At 69.0% G+C, this 17,297-nt stretch carries 12 protein-coding genes; 3 read left to right on the forward strand and 9 right to left on the reverse strand.

Annotated elements, in window-relative coordinates; all coding sequences use genetic code 11:
* From OEB96_RS10095 to OEB96_RS10115, 5 genes are all read right to left on the reverse strand, one after another.
* On the reverse strand, positions 1–333 hold a 333-nt coding region (locus tag OEB96_RS10095; RefSeq protein ID WP_266215320.1), incomplete at its 3' end, for a transposase.
* A gap of 97 nt (positions 334–430) precedes the next feature.
* Positions 431–2,005, reverse strand: coding sequence for a vWA domain-containing protein (locus tag OEB96_RS10100; protein ID WP_266215321.1), 1,575 nt, complete (start codon positions 2,003–2,005; stop codon positions 431–433).
* Between the two features lie 327 nt (positions 2,006–2,332).
* Entirely contained in the window at positions 2,333–3,832 is a 1,500-nt protein-coding gene (locus OEB96_RS10105) for a vWA domain-containing protein (protein ID WP_266215323.1), read from the reverse strand.
* 293 nt (positions 3,833–4,125) lie between these two features.
* Entirely contained in the window at positions 4,126–6,852 is a 2,727-nt protein-coding gene (gene leuS / locus OEB96_RS10110) for a leucine--tRNA ligase (RefSeq protein WP_266215324.1), read from the reverse strand.
* 84 nt (positions 6,853–6,936) lie between these two features.
* A complete protein-coding gene (locus tag OEB96_RS10115) occupies positions 6,937–7,443 on the reverse strand; it encodes a hypothetical protein (RefSeq protein WP_266215325.1) in 507 nt (168 codons plus the stop codon).
* A gap of 82 nt (positions 7,444–7,525) precedes the next feature.
* Between OEB96_RS10115 and OEB96_RS10120 the strand changes: the two genes are divergently transcribed.
* Positions 7,526–8,482 (forward strand): outer membrane protein assembly factor BamD, encoded by a 957-nt coding sequence (locus OEB96_RS10120; RefSeq protein ID WP_266215326.1) that lies wholly within the window; start codon positions 7,526–7,528, stop codon positions 8,480–8,482.
* A gap of 1 nt (position 8,483) precedes the next feature.
* Here OEB96_RS10120 and OEB96_RS10125 read toward each other — a convergent pair whose 3' ends face one another.
* Positions 8,484–9,581, reverse strand: coding sequence for a hypothetical protein (locus OEB96_RS10125; RefSeq protein ID WP_266215327.1), 1,098 nt, complete (start codon positions 9,579–9,581; stop codon positions 8,484–8,486).
* A gap of 121 nt (positions 9,582–9,702) precedes the next feature.
* Between OEB96_RS10125 and OEB96_RS10130 the strand changes: the two genes are divergently transcribed.
* Positions 9,703–11,031 (forward strand): FG-GAP repeat domain-containing protein, encoded by a 1,329-nt coding sequence (locus OEB96_RS10130; RefSeq protein ID WP_266215328.1) that lies wholly within the window; start codon positions 9,703–9,705, stop codon positions 11,029–11,031.
* 168 nt (positions 11,032–11,199) lie between these two features.
* The gene (locus OEB96_RS10135) at positions 11,200–13,263 is read left to right on the forward strand and encodes a hypothetical protein (protein ID WP_266215329.1); all 2,064 of its coding nucleotides are present in this window, start codon (positions 11,200–11,202) and stop codon (positions 13,261–13,263) included.
* Between the two features lie 10 nt (positions 13,264–13,273).
* On the opposite strand, the gene OEB96_RS10140 is transcribed toward OEB96_RS10135, so the two are convergent.
* The 3 genes from OEB96_RS10140 to OEB96_RS10150 all read right to left on the reverse strand — a co-directional run bounded on the left by OEB96_RS10140 (position 13,274) and on the right by OEB96_RS10150 (position 17,213).
* Positions 13,274–14,599, reverse strand: coding sequence for a TRAP transporter large permease (locus OEB96_RS10140; RefSeq protein ID WP_266215330.1), 1,326 nt, complete (start codon positions 14,597–14,599; stop codon positions 13,274–13,276).
* Positions 14,599–16,005, reverse strand: a complete 1,407-nt coding sequence (locus OEB96_RS10145) for a TRAP transporter small permease (RefSeq protein ID WP_266215331.1) — start codon at positions 16,003–16,005, stop codon at positions 14,599–14,601. The genes OEB96_RS10140 and OEB96_RS10145 overlap by 1 nt, the downstream gene beginning before the upstream one ends.
* 194 nt (positions 16,006–16,199) lie before the next feature.
* Positions 16,200–17,213 (reverse strand): TRAP transporter substrate-binding protein, encoded by a 1,014-nt coding sequence (locus OEB96_RS10150; protein ID WP_266215332.1) that lies wholly within the window; start codon positions 17,211–17,213, stop codon positions 16,200–16,202.
* Between the last annotated feature and the right edge of the window lie 84 nt (positions 17,214–17,297).

Raw genomic sequence — 17,297 nt, forward strand, 5'->3', positions numbered from 1 at the left:
CGGTGCCGTTTCGGCGCCGTCGCAATCGAGCACCATCTGCCAACGCCGATCGAAGACCGCTGCTTCGACGGCCGCCGCATCCGAAACGCCGCCGGCAGCCTGGAGGATCGTCACCATCGCCAGCAGTGCGGGCGGCACGGGCGGCTTGCCCTTGGGCGTGTCGGCATAGACCTCAGCGAGCTCGGCCTGGAAGTCCTCGGGGAACAGCTCGTGGCGGTGCCTTCGCAGGAAGGCGAAGAGCCGTCCCGTGCGCTTACACCGCGCACAGATCATCTCCTCCACCTTGGTCAGTTCGATCGCGGGGCTCCATCGGATGTTCTCGTGGCGGGGCATGACCCAACCACGAGATCATGATCGAGCCCCAGGGTCGATCCCCTTGGCGCTATCTGATCGCCGCTCTAGCCGCCCGTGACGGTTGCGAGGAGCAAGGTCAGCCCTGCACGCCGATGGCGTCGGAGAGCACGCCGGTGAGGCAGCGGATGGCGGGGCTGAAGTTGGTGTCGCAGATCGACTCGATGCAACACCGCACGACTTCCTTGTCCTCGTCCTCGTCGTAGTAGTTCAGGCTCTCGCAGACCTCGCGGATGCGCACGGGCGGGATCGCCTGGCCGGTGAAGTTGCCTTCCTCGTCCTGGCCGGTGCAGCCGGGGCCGATGTTGCCGAACTCGAAGATCTTGTTGGCCGCGCGCGTCGGCGACTCCGGGTCGTACCACTCGTCGGGCAGGATGTCGCCGTTGGGGTACGGGAAGTCGATCCAGTTGCGGTACAGCAGGTCGGCCGCACCGCCCGCGGTGGGCTCGTAGGGCGGCAAGGGATTGTGCGCCACCACCTCGGGCACGCCGAGGATGCCCAGCATGACGACCTGCCGCTTCTGGTTGTTGGTGAGGTAGTCGAGGTACTGGGTGTAGCGCGCCACCGGGTGCAGCACCTCGCTGTTCTCCGACGACTCGCAGCTCTCGTAGAGCCCGTCCCCGTTGTCGTCGGCACAGGTCACGCCCGCGTTGAAGCAGATCGCCGAGGTGGCCTGCGGGATCTCGAGCTCGGGGTTGATGTTCCAGTAGATCGTGTTCTCGATGTCGGTGAAGAACGAGTAGCCCGCCGGTGCCTTGACCGAGCAGTCCATCTCGTCGGTGATGAGCACGATGCCGACGATCGAGTCCTCGCGCAGGAAGCCCTTGGTGACGTCGACCCACTCGGGGTCGTCGTCGCACTTGTCCTGGTCGGGGTTGTTCCAGCACGCGCCCTCGTTGAGCGCCTGCAGCATGGTCTCGAGCGGTGCCTCGTAGCCGCAGCCGTCGATGCCCTGCGGGCCGATGCACGAGAGCGCCGCGCCCACGTCGTCGTTGGGCACGTTGGCCCCGAACGAGCTGAAGTTGATGAAGTGGTTGCCGGGGGCGATGTCGGCCGGGCAGTTCTCGGTGCAGGCCTCCTCGATCACCACCGGGTTGCTGGGGTCGAGGCCGGTGAAGCGGTTGATGCGAGAGTTGCAGCCCGTGTAGACCGGCGCGCCCTGGCGCGGCAGGTAGTCGGGCTTCTGGAACGCCGTGCACAGCGGGTGACCGAAGTCGGTCGTGGTCACCATGATGTTGACGTTGGGGTTGACGTCCTGCCCGTCGGGATCCTTGAGGTTCTCGAGCTCGTCGACCAGCTGCTGGAAGTTGCGCGCGAGGTTCAGCTGCTCCTCGCCCATCGTGCCCGAGTTGTCGATCACGAACAGCAGATCGACGAGGTCGCAGGAGCCATCGGTGGCGCACTGCGGGTTGTCACCGGTTTGGTTGTTTGCATCGAGCTTGATGACGCCGCCCGAGGACTCGTCGGGATCGACGTCGTTGCTGGTGCTCTCACCAGTGGTGGTCATCGCCATCGGCATCGTGGTCGTGCCGTCGGGATCCATCATGATCGGCTCGTCGGGGGTGCACGCGACGAACACTGCCGCGCTGGCGCCCCATGCCACGAGGGCCAGTCCCAGGGTATCGAGCTTGCGCATCTTCATGGTCATGGTCATGGTCGTGCCGTCTTCCGTTCGCCACACCGGGCGGTGTCACACGCGATCGAGCCGTGCGTCGCCCCCGGCACGAGTGTGGCAAATCGATGGCGTCCGAATCAAGCGGCGATGATCGGCCCCCCCTCTCGACCCGACCGTCGTGAGCTGGGCCACGGGTGAGCGCGCGGCGAGGGAAACGCCGACGGACGCGCGCTCGCCGTCCGAGGATCGACGCCATGTCTCGGCTTCGAAACGACGAAGACGGGCCGCACGACCTGCGACCCGTCTTCCGTGGCCCCTCCCCTCGCACGGAGGTGGGGCTGGCTCCAACTCGACCCGAGCCCCGCGCTAGCCCGGCAGCTGGATGCTCTCCTGGATGATGCCGGTGAGGCACTCGATGGCCGGGCTGAAGTCGTCGTCGCAGATCGACTCGATGCAGCAGCGGATGTCGCCGTTGGCGAGGTTCAGCGACTCGCAGACCTCCTTGATCCGCACCGGCGGGATCGCCTGGCCGGTGAACGCCCCCAGGCTGTCCTGACCGGTGCAGCCGGGTCCGATGCCGAAGTCGAACTGCTTGTCGGCCGCGCTCTCGCCCATCGCGAACTCGTCGGGCAGGATGTCGCCCACCGGGTACTGGCCGTCTCGCCAGTTGCGGTACTCCAGCGTCATCACGCCGCCCGCCGTGGGCTGGAACGGAGGATCGGGGTTGTGCGCGGTCACCAGCGGCACGCCGAGGATGCCGAGCATGATGACCTCCTTGCCCTGGTTCTCGCGCAGCTCGTTGATGAGGTAGTTGGTGTAGCGCTCGATCGGCTGGAGATCCTCGGCATCACGCGAGTGGCACTCGGAGAACACGCCCATCGCGTCGGGACCGGTGCAGCTCACACCGGCGTTCCAGCAGATCGCCGAGCTCGGCCCCGTCATCCCGCTGTCCGGGTTGACGTTGTGGAACGCCGCGTTCTCCATGATGGAGTAGTCCTTCACCGAGCAGTCGGCCTCGTCGGTGACCATCGCCACCGCGAGCAGCGCGCCCTCGCGGAGGAACGGCTGCGTGCCCTGGTTCCACGTGGCGGCGGGATTGAGTGCCTGCAGCATGTTCTCGAGCTGCGACTCGTAGCCGCAGCCGTTGACGCCCTGCGGACCGATGCACGCCAGGGCCTGCGCCGCCGGAGAGTCGGGCGTGCCGTCGCCGTTGATGTCGGTCTCCACCACGGAGTCGGGGATGTTGTCGCCGTTGATGCTGAAGGCGATGTAGTCGCCGTCGGGCTGCACGGGCGCCGGACACAGGTTGGTGCACGCCTCGGGCACCGAGTTGGTCATCGTCAGGTCCGTGAAGTCCTGCAGACGGGTGGTGCACGCGGTGCTGATCGGGGCGCCGCGGGCCGGGTCGTAGCCCATGGGCTCGAACGGCGTGCACAGCGGGTTGCCGAAGTCCGACGTGGTCACCATGATGTGGACGTCGGGGTTGACCGCCATGCCGCTCGAGTCGGTGAGGTTCTCGAGCCGCTGGATCAGCAGCGGGAAGTTGCGGGCGAGGTTGATCTGCTCCTCGCCCATGGTCCCGGAGTTGTCGATCACGAACAGCAGGTCGATCTGATCGGTGCAGCCCACGTCGCCGGTGTTGCAGCCGGGCGTGGTGTCGGTGGCGCCGCCGCCCACGTCGAGCTTGTCCCCGGTGTCGTCGGGATCGATGCTCGTCATGCCCATCGATTCGGTGGCGGTGATGGTGATCGAGATGACACCCGTGGTGGTGTCGTCCTCGTCCTCGTCGGGCTTGCCGCAGGCCAGCGACATCATGCCGACCGCGAGGCCGGAGATCAGGATCGGTGTCAGGTCTAGACGCTTCACGGTAGGTCCCCTCTGCGAAATTCGGTCGTCCCGGTCGTGCCCAGTCTTCGTTGCCCCGACTCGGCTTGGGTCGCGCATCGCCGCGCACTCGTGTAGACGACACGACGCAACGGCATCGGCTCACCCTATCACCTTCGCCGGGGGGCCGGCAGCGCTGGGCGCTCACTTTTTGCCGGAGCCGGACCTCGCAGGGACCTCGCCGGGGCACCTCACAAAGCTGAGCCGATCCGATGGCCTCGTGCGTCGCGACCCGAACACCGACCGCCGCCGCGGGCGAAAGTGGTATCGCCGCTTCACCCCACGAAGTTGACCAGGCGACCGGGAACCACGATCACCCGCTTGGGCTCGCGCCCCTCGAGGAACCGCTGGACCTCGTCGGTGGCCCGGGCCAATGCCGCCAGCTCGTCCCGGCTCGCGTCCTTGGGGGCGCTGACCTCGGTTCGGCGCTTGCCGTCGACCTGCACCACCAGCGTGAAGGTGTCTTCGCGCAAGAGCGCCTCGTCCGCGGCGGGCCACGGCTCGTCGATCAGCGAACGCTCGTGCCCCAGCGCGCTCCACAGCTGCTCGGCCAGGTGCGGCGCAAACGGCGCAAGCAGCAGCGCAAATTGCTCGGCCGCATCGCGGGGCAGCGGCTCGGCCCCCCCGTCCGCGCCTCGCGGCACGATGTCGCGCACGAACACCATCATGGAGGCGATCGCCGTATTGAAGCTCATCCGCTCGATGCGCTCGGTGACCTCGTGGATGGTCTTGTGCAGGAGCTTGCGCTGACGCGGCGTGCCCTCGCCGGGAGCGAGCGCGCGCAGGCGATCGCCCTCGCCACCCGCTTGGACCCGATCACCAGCCTGCTTGCCCTCTTCGAAATAGAGCCGATGGACCCGTGCCAGGAAGCGGTGCACCCCCGCCAGCCCCTCGGTCTGCCACGGTGCGCTCTGCTCGAGCGGCCCCATGAACATCTCGTACATGCGCACGGAGTCGGCCCCGTAGGTCGCCACCACCTCGTCGGGGTTGACCACGTTGCCCTTGGACTTGGACATCTTGTCCCACTGGATGTCGACGGGCTCGCCGGTCTGCTTGACCGTGTAGCGCACCTGCCCGTCCTCCTCGTGCACGTCGACCTCGTCGGGCAGGAACGTGAGCTTCTTGCCCTCGGCGTCGCGGCGGCCGTCGGAGGGCATGAACACCGCGCCGAGGATGATCCCCTGGTTGACCAGGCGCCGGAACGGCTCGGGCTCGTGCACGTGGCCGAGGTCGTACAGCACCTTGTGCCAGAACCGCGAGTAGAGCAGGTGCGTGGCCGCGTGCTCCACCCCGCCCACGTAGAGGTCGACCGGCATCCAGTAGTCCTCGGCCTCCTTCGACCACGGCAGCGAGGAGTTTCGCGGATCCACGAAGCGCAGGTAGTACCAGCAGCTGCCGGCCCACTGCGGCATGGTGTTGGTCTCGCGGCGCGAGCCATCGGGGAGCGCGACCCAGTCGGTGGCCTTGGACAGCGGCGGCTCGCCGGTCTCGCTGGGATCGAAGTCGGCCATCGGCGGCAGCTCCACCGGCAGATCCTGCGTCGGGAGCGGGCGCACGGTGCCGTCGGCATCGTGCACCAGCGGGAACGGCTCGCCCCAGTAGCGCTGGCGAGAGAACAGCCAGTCGCGGAGCTTGTAGGTCACCCGGGCGCGGCCGAGGTTCTGGGTGACCAGGTAGCCGGTCATGGTGGTCTTGGCCTGCGGCGTGGGCAGGCCGTCGATCACGGGGCTGGACACGGCCACCCCTTCGTCCACGAACGCCTCGGACTGCACGTCGATCGCCGCGGCCTTCGCCGGATCGGCCGGCGCCACCACCTGCACGATCGGCAGCGCCATCGCCTTGGCGAACGCATGGTCGCGCTCGTCGTGGGCGGGCACCGCCATGATCGCCCCGGTGCCGTAGCCCATCAGCACGTAGTCGGCGATCCAGATCGGCAGGTGAGCACCGGTCAGCGGGTGCAGGGCACGGGCGCCCGTGTCCACGCCGGTCTTGCGGCCCTCGATCGAGGCCGACTGTCGATCGCGCTCGGTGCGGTGCAGGGTCTGGTCGACGTAGGCGGTCACCGCCTCGCGCTGGGCCTCGGTGGTGATGCGCTCGACCAGCGGATGCTCGGGCGCCAGCACCATGTACGTGGCGCCATGGAGCGTATCGGGGCGGGTGGTGAACACGGTGAGCGCCCCGGCGTCTTCGTGGCCCTCCACGGCGAAGTCGATCTCCGCGCCCTCGGAGCGCCCCACCCAGTTGCGCTGGATCTCCAGCACGTGCGGCGGCCAGTCCAACCCTTCGAGGTCCGACAGCAGCCGCTCGGCGTACTCGGTGATCCGCAGCATCCACTGCTTCATGGGCTTGCGCACCACCTCGTGGCCGGCGTCGACGATCTCGGCGACCTCCTCGTTGGCCAGCACGATCCGCAGATCCGGACACCAGTTGACGGGCGACTCCTGCAGGTAGGCCAGCCGCCGCCCGTCGCGATACTCGGCCACGGCCCGCGTTCCGGCCGCGCGCACCTCCTCGGGGATCGGCAGCGCCTCGATGGGCCGAGCGCGACCGGCCTGGCGATCGTAGTAGTGCCCCCACATCTGCAAGAAGATCCACTGGGTCCACTTGTAGTAGCCGGGATCGGTGGTGTTGATCTCGCGGCTCCAGTCGTAGCAAAAGCCCAGGCGCTGCAGCTGCTTGCGGAAGTTGGCGCAGTTGTCCCGGGTGGTCTGCTCGGGGTGGCGGCCGGTCTTCATCGCGTAGCGCTCGGCGGGCAGCCCGAACGCATCCCAGCCCATGGGGTGCAGCACGTTGAAGCCGCGCATCCGCTTGTAGCGGGCGATGATGTCGGTGGCCGTGTAGCCCTCCACGTGCCCCACGTGGAGCCCGTTGCCCGAGGGATAGGGGAACATGTCGAGCACGTAGAACTTGGGGCGCTCGCGATCGATCTCGACCGCGAAGGTCTGGTGGTCCGCCCAGTACGCCTGCCAGCGCTGCTCGATGGCCTGATGGTCGTAGCCCATTTGGCCGGCAACGCTAGTGCGTCGCGCTCCATTGGGCAATAGCAGGCCGAGGCGCCCCCGTCCGCGCGACGGCGGCGGCGGCCGTCACGGGCACGGGCCGTGCTCGGCCAGCACCACCGGGGACGGCCCCTCGAGCCGGGTCCGCGGCAGCTCGATCGCCACGTCGCCGGCCGCCTCCGACTCGGGGTCCACGAAGCACTCGGGCTGCTCCTGTCCGGTGGTGAGCTCGGCGACCGCCTCGACCCGGTAGCGCCCGGGGCGGGTCAGCATCACGCCGAGGTCGTAGTGCGCGTCGGTGGCCGGGCAGGTGTAGCGATCGCCGTCGATCACCGTCGCCTCGGGCGGCTCGCAGCCGGGCTCGGTGGCGGCGCAGGCCTGCCAGTGGGCACGCACCCGCACCTCGACCACCGGGTCCATGTCGCAGAAGTGATGGGTGTCGAGGGTCGCCAGCAGGAGCCAGCCGTCCTGTTCGGGGTTGGCCTCGAGCCCGTCGCAGCCGCTCCCGAGCAGGCTCCCGACCACCATGGCCATGCGCGAGACGACCGCCGCCCAGCCTCCCCGCGCTCGCACCACCGCACGACCCCTCGCCATCGGGTCCGGATCGTAGCAGACGGCCTCGGATCGCGTCGTTGCCCCGTGGTCAGGGCACCACGGCTTCGCTATCGTGGCCCTCATGCCGAGGCATCGCGTCCCCGGGCGCTCCTTCGTCGACCTCGGGGTCACCGCCATCCTCGCGGCCGCGCTCGCCATCGGGGCGCCGCTCGCCACGACCGCCGTGGCCGCTCCTGCGCGCAAGGGCGAGCCCGCCCCCCCGTCGGAGCGGGCCGAGCCCGATCCGCTCGAGCAGGCGCAGCAGCTCTACGACCGCGGTCGAGCCAAGTTCGAAACCGCCGACTACCGCGCGGCCATCGAGCTGTGGACCGAGGCCTACGCCAACGTGCCCGACACCCCCGAGGGCAACCAGGTCAAGGTCCTGCTCATCTACAACCTGGCCACCGCCCGCGAGAAGGCGTTCGACGTCAGCCGCGATCCCTCCGAGCTTCGCCAGGCCCAGATCCTGCTGCGGAACTTCGAGCAGAGCATCGATGCCCTCTACGGCGAGGGCGAGGATGCCGAGGCCGAGCGCCTCAAGGTCCAGCAGCGGATCGCGGCCCTCGACGAGCGCCTCGCCGCATTCGAGGCCGCACGGGCCGACGACGAAGGCGACGATGGGAGCGACGAGCCCGAACCGGAGCCCGAGCCCGAGCCCGCTCCCTCCCCGCCCGACGACGTGGTGGACGAGCCTCCGGTTCCCAGTCGACGGGGCCTGGTGATCGGGGGAGCCGTGACCGCGGGGCTCGGGGTGGCCGGGCTGGGCGTGATGGGGGCCGGGCTGGCCATGGGGGCCGGGGCCAACGACATCTCCGGCCTGGCGCCCGACGACGTCGACGCACGGCGTGCGCAATTCGATCGCGGCCGCCTCGGCAACACCCTCGGCGTGGTCGGCGGCGTGGCCGGCGGCGCGCTGCTGGTCACGGGCGCGGTGCTCCTGAGCCTGGGCATGCGACGCGGTGGGAAGGGCAAGGCAGTCGCGATGCAGCCGAGCGTGGGCCCCCACCACGGTGCGCTGGTGCTGCACGGTCGCTTCTAGATCATCTCATCTCGAACGGAGCGACGACCACGTCGTCGATGGCCCAGCCCGCTCCCAGCGGTGCATTGGACTGCCAGCAGTTGGCGCAGTCGTAGCCGATCTCGAACACGAGGCGCACCGTCATGCCCTCCACCCCAGGCAGCGGCAAGGCCGCGTCGGTCCAGTTGATGATCGAGGTATAGACGGGACCGCCTTGCTCGTAGAGCGGGTTGGTGGGGTTGACTCCGATCGCACACCCGCCGAGGTCGTCGAGCTGGTCGGGAGACGACGGCGGAGGGCCCACGCGCTGCATGGGCATGCCCGCTTCGTCCATGACCCACACCACCGCGCCGTCGCCCCGAAGCGGCAAGGGACACGCGGTGGGGCCCACGTCCATGGGGTTGCCGTCGAAGCGGAACCGATGGCGGAAGCGCAGCTCGTAGTGGAAGCCCGATCCAGGTTCGGGAGCAAAGGCGATCGGCGGGCTGATCAAGCGGGCGGTTCCCGACGACTCCGAGTACACCCCGCTCTGCCACGAGCCGGGCTCGGGCAGGCCATGCTGCCAGCCGGAGCTCAGCATGAAGGACATGCCGCTGCCCGGATCGGTCCACGAGGGGATCTCGGTCATCCACATCCCGGGCTGGTCCATGCCGTCGAACAACAGCGTGGCTCGACACTCCGAGGTGCACGCGTCGACGTCCGAGTCGTTGGCATCGTCGCAGTCCTCCCCGGCCTCGAGGTTGGGATGACCGTCGCCGCACTCGACCGCCGAGCAATCGGCGTCGCAGTCGGCTGCATCGAGCCCCGTACCCGGATCGCAGTCCTCGCCCTCGTCGATCACCCCATTGCCACAGCCGGGCAGCGTCCCCGTGCTCTCGCCCGAGGATGACGAGCTTCCGTCCAGCGAGGTCCCCGACGAGCTCGACTCGGCGCTGGTCATGACGGTGGTCGAGGCGTCGCCCGTGGCCGTGGGACCGCCACAGACGCCCGCCTCGCAGCGCTGACCCTTGCCGCAATCGGCATCCTCGCGGCACGGCAGGCCCAGCGCATCGGCCCCATCGAAGCACGACGTCGCCCCGAGGCTGGCCAGCGCCACCATCCCCCCGATCGTCCCCACCATGCGCCAGCCGATCCCTCGGTCTCCTCCCCTGGCCGATCGCAAACGCCCGTGCTCCATGTGGTCGCGAGCATATCGCACCCCGTGATGAGCGTCCGCCCCTCGAATCGTGCATCCTTGGCCCATGACTTGCCTCGCTCCGTGGTCGACCTTGGTCCTCACCGCCGTCTTGCTCCTCCCTGGCTGCCGTGACGACCAAGAGGACGGTGACGCAGGTGCATCCTCCGACACCACCGCCGACACCACCCAGGGCTCGGTCACCGGTACCGGTGTCGACAGCGGGAGCACCACCACCATGGACACCACCGCCGGCTCGAGCACCAGCAGCTCCGACGACGGCAGCACGACGCTCGTGGATCCCACCACCGGCGACGACACCACCGGCGGGCCCGCCTGCGGCGATGGGGTCCCCGTGGCCGGCGAGCTGTGCTTTGGCCCCTCGTCCATGGTCGACGACGTGCCCGCGGGGGCGCTCGTGCTCGGCGATCTCGACGGCAATGGCTCGCTCGATCTGCTCGCCGGCCACCCCGGTGCGTTCTCGGTGCGGCTGGGGCTGGGCGACGGCAGCTTCGACGCGCCGATCGACATCCCAGCCCCCTCGGGCGTGCTGGGCCTCGTGCTGGGCGACCTCGACGACGACGGCACGCTCGACGCGATCGCGGCCAACACCGGCAACGACACCGTGGGCATCCATCTGGGCAACGGTGACGGCACCTTCGGTGCCGCCGATCTCATCGACGTGGGGGATTCCCCGCGGGGCCTGGCGCTGGGCGACTTCGATGGCGACGCCGTGCTCGACCTGGCCGTGGCCAACGAGGCCAGCGGCGACGTCACCATCCTCACCGGCGTGGGGGACGGCGGGTTCTCCTTCGACTCGACCCTGACCGTCGGCACCAGCCCCATCGCCATCGCCACGATCGATCTGAACGGCGCCGGCCCGCCCGACCTGGCCGTCCTCAACTTCGGCGCGGGTACCATCAGCGTGTTCCAGACGATGGCCGGTGGCACCTTCACCCCCGAGGCCGCGTTCACCACCGGGGTGGCGCCCCGGGCCCTGGTCGCGCGCGACTTCGACGGAGACGGCGACCTCGACATCGGCACCCCCAACCAGGCCAACGACGACTTCTCCGTGCTGCTCGGCAACGGCACCGGCGGGCTGCTGAACGCGGTGTTCTTCCCCACCGGTGGCGCCCCTCGCCATGCAGCCGCGGGCGACTTCGATGCCGACGGCCTGTGGGACGTGGCCCTGGCGCTCGAGGGAGCCGACGCGGTGGGACTGCTGCGCAGCGATCAGGCCGGCATGCTCTCGTTCGAGGCCGGCGATCCGCTGCCCACGCTCGCACGTCCCTCCGTGGTCGCGATCGGTGACCTCGACGGCGATGGCGTCGACGACATCGTGGTGGGCAGCATCGAGGCCGGCGGGGGCATTGCGGTGATCCTGGCCGACCCGTGACGTCGATGTCCGACCGCGACACCGGTGTCAGGGGCACGGGGCTCGGCCACGCGCCCACGTGGGCCCGCGTCCGTGCCCCGCTGATGCAAGCGCTCGGAAACACGAGTCGCTCCCGCCTTGGCGCGTCGTTGGCATGGAGCCGCGGCGGGTTGATATCGTAGGACCACGATGCGCGAACGTTCGATCGACATGGGGTGTGTTTGGGTCGTGCTCGCGCTGAGCGGAGTGGGCTGCATGGGCGACTTCGCGGAGAGCGGAGGGTTCGATGGCGTGACCGCGGGGACCGGCGACGGCCCGCCCAATGCCGCGACCGATGCCGAGACCGGAGGGGCCGACACCACCGGAGCGGGCGAGCAGGACGAATCCAGTGGCACTGGGGGCGACGGCGAGAGCGGCCAGCCCCCGTCCGAGCCCGGTCCCTGCGATGGCCTCGATTGCGGCCCCAACGGCGACTGCGAGGCCGACGGCGACGACCTGCCGGTGTGCGTGTGCGACGAGGGCTACGTCGCCTACGGCCTGCGCTGCCTGCCCTGCAGCTCCACCAGCGGATCGCTGGACGTCGACATCCCCACCGCGACCGTGAGCGCCACCTTCCTGCTGGACGGCGAGCCGTTCCCCCGCTCGATCTACGAGCACGGCGACATCGTGCTGCGCGACCCCCGAAGCGACGACGAGGTCGTGCTCGGCAGCACCCTCGACGGCGGCACCACCCACGACGTGAAGGTGATCCCCGGCAGCTACGAGATCCACTACGTGCGTCGGGCCGGAGGCCTGGAGGTCCCCGCCAACGCGAGCGCTCGCGTCGAGGCGATCACCCTCACGGAGGGCGACGCCGCCTCGCTGGTGATCGACGTGCACGCGATCGAGCTGCACGGCGCGCTGCAGATGAACGGGCAGGCGCCCCCCATGGCGTTCTACGAGAACGGCCAGGTCGTGCTGCGCAACGCGGCCACCGGGGACGAGGTCGTGCTCGGCGACACCTACCTGGGCGAGTACCGGGCGCTGGTGATCCCCGGCACCTACGACCTGCACTATCGCCGCAAGCTGGCCGACGCGGAGGCACCCCGCAACCGCGACGTTCGCTTCGGCTCGCTGGAGCTCGGAGAGCATCCGCTCGACCAGGAGCTCGCGATCGACATCCCCGTGACGCTCCTCTCGGGCACGTTCATGCTCGACGGCGGCGACCCACCCCCCGGCGCCTACGAGAGCGGCCGCATCACGCTTCGCGACCCGGTGACCCACGACGAGATCGTGCTCGGCAGCACCAACGAGGGCAGCTACGAGCAGCTCCCGATCGTCACCGGCACCTACGACGTGGTCTATCGCCGCCTGCTCGGGGGCAACGAGGTGCCGGTCAACAGCGGGGCCGTGCTGGGGCAGGTCGCACTCTCGGCGCTCGGCGACACGGTCGACGTGAACATCGAGACCGCGATCGTCAACGGAACCATCACCGTGGGTGGAGGCCCGGCGCCGTCCGATCCCACCAACGACGGTCTCATCATCCTGCGCAACCCCGACACCGGCGACGAGGCGGTGCTCGGCAACACCGCCAACGGCAGCTACACCCGCCGCGTGGTGCGAGGCACCTACGACGTCCACTACCGCCAGGAGACCAGCAGCGGTGGCGTGCCGGTCAACACCAACGCCAAGCTCGACTCGGTCGACATCCAGGGCGGGGCCGGCTTCGACGTGGACGTGCCGATGGTGACCGTGAGCGCGGCGGTGACGGTGGGCGGGGCCCAGCCGCCGTCCTCGGTCTTCGACGACGGCCTGCTCTACCTGCTCGACGCCACCACCGGGGACACGGTGCTGCTCGGCAACACCCGCATGGCCAGCCTGCAGCGCCCGGTGGTCCCCGGCACCTACGACCTGGTCTACGTGGTCGAGGCCGCCGGCCCCACCATGCCGATCAACGCCAAGTCCGTGCTCGACACGGTGGACATCGCCACCCCGACCAACCTGATGGTGAACATCCCGGTGGTCGCGCTCGGGGGGGCGATCACGCTCGACGGCGCCGGTCCGCCCCAGGGCTTCTACGACCAGGCGTCGCTGCTGCTGCACGACCTCGCGACCGAGGACACCATCGATCTGGGCACCATCGACGTCGGCGCGTTCGCTCGCACGCTCAACGCCGGCCGGTACGTCCTCGCCTACCGCCTGCTGGCCAGCACCGGCATGGTGCCGGGCAACACCGACGCCGGGCTCGCGTGCGTGGACGTCGTCGCCCCCTAGATCTGGATCTCTAGGGGCCGGCCCCCGAGGACGCCCACCGCTCCACCAGCCACAGCGACAGCCCCTCGTTGAAGGTGATGACCAGGAGCGCGACCATCATCAGCAAGAGGAACGGCAGCGCCATGCGATAGAGCTGGACCACGGGCCGGTCGAAGGCCAGCGACGAGATGAACAGGTTGAGCCCCACCGGCGGGGTCAGGTAGCCGATCTCGAGGTTGGCCAGGAAGATGACGCCCAGGTGCACCGGGTGCACGTCGTACTGCGCGGCGATCGGCGTGATCAGCGGAACCACCACGATGATGGCCGAGAAGATGTCCATCAGGCAGCCGACGATCAGCAGGAACACCGTCAGCAGCAGCAGGAAAGAGACCCGGCTCTCGATGTGCCCCTCGATCGCGGCCAGGATCTTCATGGGCACCTCCTCCTGCACCAAGTAGTTGGTCAGGCCCAGCGCCACCCCGAGGATGATCATGATGGAGCCCACCATGACCATGGCCTCGCGGGTGACCTTGTAGAGGTCGGGCACCTCGGGGTCGCGCGAGAACACCTTGATGTCCCCGTAGACGAACACCTCGATCACCACGAGGTAGAGCGCACAGATGGCCGAGGCCTCGGCGATGGTCACCAGGCCCCGGGTGACCCCCGGGATCCCGTAGATGGCCACGATCACCACCACCGGCACCAGCAGCTCCCACTTGGCGGCCCAGGTCGCGCGCAGCGCCTCGCCGGCGTCGAACGGAGTGCGCACCACGTCGTGCTTGCGCCCCATGTACAGCGAGAAGCCCCCGAGCACGGCCAGGAACAGCATGCCCGGCACGATGCCCGCCACGAACAGCTGATCGATACTGGTGCCCGCGACGATCCCGTAGAGGATGATCGGCAGCGACGGCGGGAACAACAGGCCAATCGATCCCGACGAGGTGATGAGCCCGAGGCTGAAGCTCTCGGGGTACTTCTCCTTCATGAGGATGGGGAACAAGAGGCCCCCCAGCGCGATGATGGTGACCCCCGAGGCGCCGGTGAAGGTGGTGAAGAACGCACACGATGCCACCACCACGATCCCCAGGCCGCCCGGCAGCCAGCCCAGCAGGGCCCGGCTGACGCGGACCAGGCGATCGGCCGCCTTGGACTCCGCCATCAGGAAGCCCGACAGGGTAAAGAGCGGGATCGTGATGAGGTGCGGGTTGGTGGCGAGCTTGTAGTGCTCCTCCGCCAGGACCACCAGCGCGGTGTCGGTGCTGCTGAAGTTGGCGATGCCCGCCCCTCCCAGCACCACGAACAAGGGCGCGCCGAGCAAGGCGAGGGCCACGAGGATCAGTGCGATCAAGGCTCCCATCAGCGCGGCCCTCCCTCGCTGGCCGCCGAGGCGGCCGCATCGTCATCGCCGGTGGACCGGTCGGGGGCATCGTCGTCGGACTCGGCTCCGTCGCCCCCGTCGCCGTCGAGCAGCTGGGGCTCGGTGGCGGCCTTGGGCCGCGAGGGCGGCGGCCGAGGCGGGTCGGCCAGCGCCTCCACCAGACCAACCCCGAAGTGCACCGCCAGCAGGCCAAAGCCCACCGGGAACATCAGCTGGAGCGTCCACTCATCTGCCCAGGGCAACAGCTCGGTGGGGTACTCGCGGCTGATCGTCACCAGATCCCAGCCCGCGCCGGCGAACACCAGGCACACCGAGATCGCGGCCAGGGGGATCACCACCCGCACCACCCGCTGGGCCTTGGGGGGCAGCACCTTGGAGAGCGCGTCGATGTTGATGTGCTTGCCGCGCTGGGTCGCCAGCATCGCGCCCAGGAAGCTCACCATGATGACCAGCTGCCTCAGGAAGATGTCGATCCAGTCGAGCTTGATGGCATCGACGAATGCGATCGCCGCGGCCTGCCACGAGCCCTTGGGCGGAGGGCCGCCCTGGAGCGCGTCGTCGGCGTCCTTCTTGGCCGCCACGTCGATCTCGGCCAGGTTGGCGAACGGATCCTCGTCGTCGTCGCCGAAGATGTCGTCGAGTTCGTCCTCGGGCGCGTCGGCCTTGCCCTGCGGCTTGCCGTCGTCGTCGCCAAAGCCCCCGCCGAAGCCTTCCGCGCCGTCGTCCCCGTCGTCGTGGGCATCCGATGCGGGCTCGGCCTTCGCCTCGGGCTCGTCGTCGCCAAAGCCTCCGCCGAATCCACCGAAGTCGTCCGATGCCGGCTCGGCCTTGGGCTCGGGCTTGGGCTCGGGCTTGGGCTCGGCCTTCGCCTCGGGCTTGGGCTCGGCCTTCGCCTCGGGCTCGTCGTCGCCAAAGCCACCGCCGAACCCACCGAAGTCGTCCGATGCCGGCTCGGCCTTCGTCTCGGGCTTGGGCTCGGCCTTCGTCTCGGGCTCGTCGTCGCCAAAGCCACCGCCGAATCCACCGAAGTCGTCCGATGCCGGCTCGGCCTTCGTCTCGGGCTTGGGCTCGGCCTTCGCCTCGGGCTCGTCGTCACCAAGGCCACCGCCGAACCCACCGAAGTCGTCCGATGCCGGCTCGGCCTTCGTCTCGGGCTTGGCGTCCGGAGGCCCCTGCGGTTTGGCCTCGGGCGCGGGGTCGACCGCCGCCGCCGGCTCGGTCGCGACGGGAGGCCCGCTATGCGCCCACCGCTGCTGCAGCGGCACCAGCACATTGCGGTAGACCACGTTGTAGCTGGCCAGCACCAGCATCACGAGCACCAGCGCCACCGCCAGCACCGACTCGGCCCGGATCAACCACTCCTCGAGCTCGCGGAGCTTCCGCATGTGACGACGTGTACCGCATTTTCGCGCGCTCGGGACGTGGATTCCAACCGCCTGGCGCGCCCAGAACGTGCGAGCCAGCCGTCCGCTCGAGCCCGTCCGCCCGGGCCGCGCCGGTCCACGGTGACCCGGTCCACACTGACCAGGCCATCACGGACCGACGGGTGATGCGATCCCCTGCGAGGGCAGGGCCTGGACTAGATGAGGGCCATCATCTCATCGACGAGCGCCTTGTCGAACAGCGAGCCGGTCAGGTTGTGCCGCACGGTGTCGGCCACCTTCTTCCAGGCCGCGAAGTCCTCCGGCTCGACGACGGTGATGCCCTTGTCGGTCAGCGCAGAGATCGCCTTCTTGTTGTCCGACCGGATCCGCGACAGCAGCTTGTCGTGCACGCTCATGCTGGCGTCTTGCAGGATCTTCTGGAATTCGGGCGGCAATGCATCCCAGGACTTCTTGCCGATCACGGTGCCGCCGATGGTCATCGAGAGCTTGAGGTTGGTGATGTAGGCGGCCTTCGTGTACCACTGCAGCGCGATGGCGCCGTAGGGCGAGTTGGCAAAGGCATCGATGACACCGGTCTGCAGGCTGGGCAGCACGTCGGGCACGTCGAGGGGCACGGCGTTGACGCCAGCCACCTTCATGATCTCCTTGGAGACCGGATCCGATTGCCAGACCCACATCTTGGTGTTCTTGACGTCCGAAGGCACCTTGATCGGCGAGTTGGAGAACAGGTACGCAAAGCCCACGTCGCCGTCGCCGCCCGCAATGAAGCCCGCACTGGCGAGCAATGCGTCGAACTTGGGCTTCATCACCTTGCGAACGCGATCGAGCTGGTCGTAGTTCTTGAACAGCAGCGGCATCTGGAGCATGAGCAGCTGCTTGTCGATCTCGCCGAGACCCACGTTGGTCACGGCGACCGCATCGAGCTGGCCGGTGCGAACCTTGCGAACCATCGCCGGCTCGTCGCCCATCGTGCCACCGAGGTAGGTCTTGACGACCATCTCGCCGCCGCTCTCTTCCTTGACCATCCGCGCCACCGCCTCGAACGCCTTGGCCCACGACGAGCCCTTGGGCGCGAGGCTGGCCATCTTGATCGTGAACGAGGGTCCTGCCTTGGCGATCAATGGGAAGCCGGTGGCCAGGGCGGCCGTCGCAGCGGCGCTGCCCTTGATGAAGGTCCGACGAAGGGGCTTGCGGGTGGCGTTGGTCATCGTTGCGTGCTCCCAGAGTTCGATCGATGGCTATCGATGGGGGTGAAGGTTCGGAGGGTGAGGTCCTAGGATGTTCCTACCAGA

Origin of the sequence: Paraliomyxa miuraensis (assembly GCF_026337845.1) — a bacterium.
Classification (GTDB): domain Bacteria; phylum Myxococcota_A; class Polyangia; order Nannocystales; family Nannocystaceae; genus Paraliomyxa; species Paraliomyxa miuraensis.